This window comes from Dietzia sp. SYD-A1, from assembly GCF_015356725.1.
In the GTDB taxonomy this organism is placed as follows: Bacteria; Actinomycetota; Actinomycetes; order Mycobacteriales; family Mycobacteriaceae; genus Dietzia.
On the sequence record NZ_JADDKI010000535.1, the window covers coordinates 1 to 1,629 of the forward strand.

Consider the following 1,629-nt stretch of genomic DNA (forward strand, 5'->3'; position numbering starts at 1 on the left):
GCGAGGGGCAGTTCGGGGAGGGGTCGAGTTCGCACAATCTACAACTCGGCATCGTTGACTTTACATAACATAAGTTATCGGCGTTCACATAATGGCTGGTCGAGCCCCGTTTTGGGGCCACAGTTTGACTCGAGCTGCGATCGCCACGCATCAGGCACCGTGTAATGCTCGGCACGATCCTCTAGGCATCCAAGGCGCAGCAGCAGGTCTGCCACACGTTCCTGCGCATACGAGTTTGGCGGCTTTCGCTGAGCGTTAGGGCGTGCGGGATCACCTGGTGAGCCTCGTCGGGGTCTGGTGTGGATTGGGTGTGGCGCGGTAGTCTGGGGGCACAACGGGCCGGATACCGGAACGTTGCCTGCCGAGGGCTCCCGCGAGGGGGCCCTCGTTTTATTTAGGGCTCCCAGGTGCGTTGCCGGTGGGTGTTTTGGTAGATCAGGTGGGCGAGTTTGTCGGTGACTGCTTGAGCTCGGGGGTGCTGATTGTGCACCGCCTGGGCTCGGCGGTGGATGTAGACGGCCATGTCGACGGCCTGTAGGCCGGGGGTGTGCCGTGAGTCGGCGAAGTTGATGGGCGCGGAGATGTGCTGAAGTCGGCTTGGCCGGTATCCGCCGGTGCCGAAGTCTTGGTAGGCGCTGAACTGGTCCTGGTGTTGGGCGCTGGTGGCGATCTCGTCGGCGATGACGATCGCCTGCTCTCCGGCGCCGTGTTGGGCAGTGTAAGTGTCGATCTGCTCGAGCAGGTGGCGGAACACTACGGTGTGGGGCTGTTGCGGGTACCGATATCGGGCGTTGAGGCGTCTGACGTCCACCCCTTCGAAGAGGTACCGCACGCCCGCGTGTTGTGCTGCCCGTAGGACGGCACTGTAGAGGCCAGCTGCTTCGCGGTGTTTGCCGCGAAGGTTGGCCCACTGTCCTGCGCCGCCCATGATCTCGTGTCCATGGAACTCAGCCGTGGGATCGGTGCCGTGTTTCGTGGCGGTTCGCTCGGCGATCTGCGTGTAGAGCTGGTGGAGTTGCTCCCATTGGTCGTAGTCGGCGATTGCTGCCCCGATGTAATAGAGGTCCTGGTCGTAGGACTCGTCGACATAGGCGATCAGCACGTAGTCCATTGTCTCACTCGGGCGCGACAGGCTTGTGTGGCGCGGGCCGCGGTGGCCCGGGACCCGCCTTGTTCCTCGTTGGTTGGCAGGGGTGCTCCGACGGCGAGGTTCCGGCCGGTTTGCTGCGCACTGGCGCGACGGGGATGCTTCGGTTCGGCGCCTGTGGTAACGTTGGTAACAGATCGCGTTACCGGTTACCGGTTACCGAATACTGAATCTGGAAGGGCTGCCATGTCGTCGTCGGAGAAGATCGCTCACGCCTACGGCGTACTCGTCGCGCGGGGGGACAAGGTCACCGTGCGGGCGGTGCAGAAACAGGCGGGGGTGCGGATCGGCGAGGTAGCGGCGTGGATGCGCGAGCACGCCACGGGCGCAGCAGGCGAGGTTCCCGAGGCCCCGGACTTGTCTGAGCCGATGTCGGCGATGGTGGCCTCGGTGTGGGCGGCGGCGTGGAAGCGCGCCGCCGAGCAGGCAGACGAGGCCACCGCGGTGGCCCTGGATGCCGCGCGCGCCGGCGAGGCCGACGC

Annotated in this window: 2 protein-coding genes; one reads left to right on the forward strand and one right to left on the reverse strand. The window is 64.8% G+C overall.

What is annotated here, in order from left to right; translation table 11 throughout:
• Positions 1-394: 394 nt before the first annotated feature.
• Positions 395-1,111 carry a DUF3800 domain-containing protein gene (locus IY392_RS16545; RefSeq protein WP_067718684.1) on the reverse strand — a complete coding sequence of 239 codons (717 nt, stop codon included), beginning with the start codon at positions 1,109-1,111 and terminating at the stop codon, positions 395-397.
• Between the two features lie 222 nt (positions 1,112-1,333).
• On the opposite strand from IY392_RS16545, the gene IY392_RS16550 reads away from it, so the two are divergent.
• Positions 1,334-1,629 (forward strand): DNA-binding protein (locus tag IY392_RS16550; RefSeq protein ID WP_194861814.1); only part of this gene is annotated, 296 nt, incomplete at its 3' end.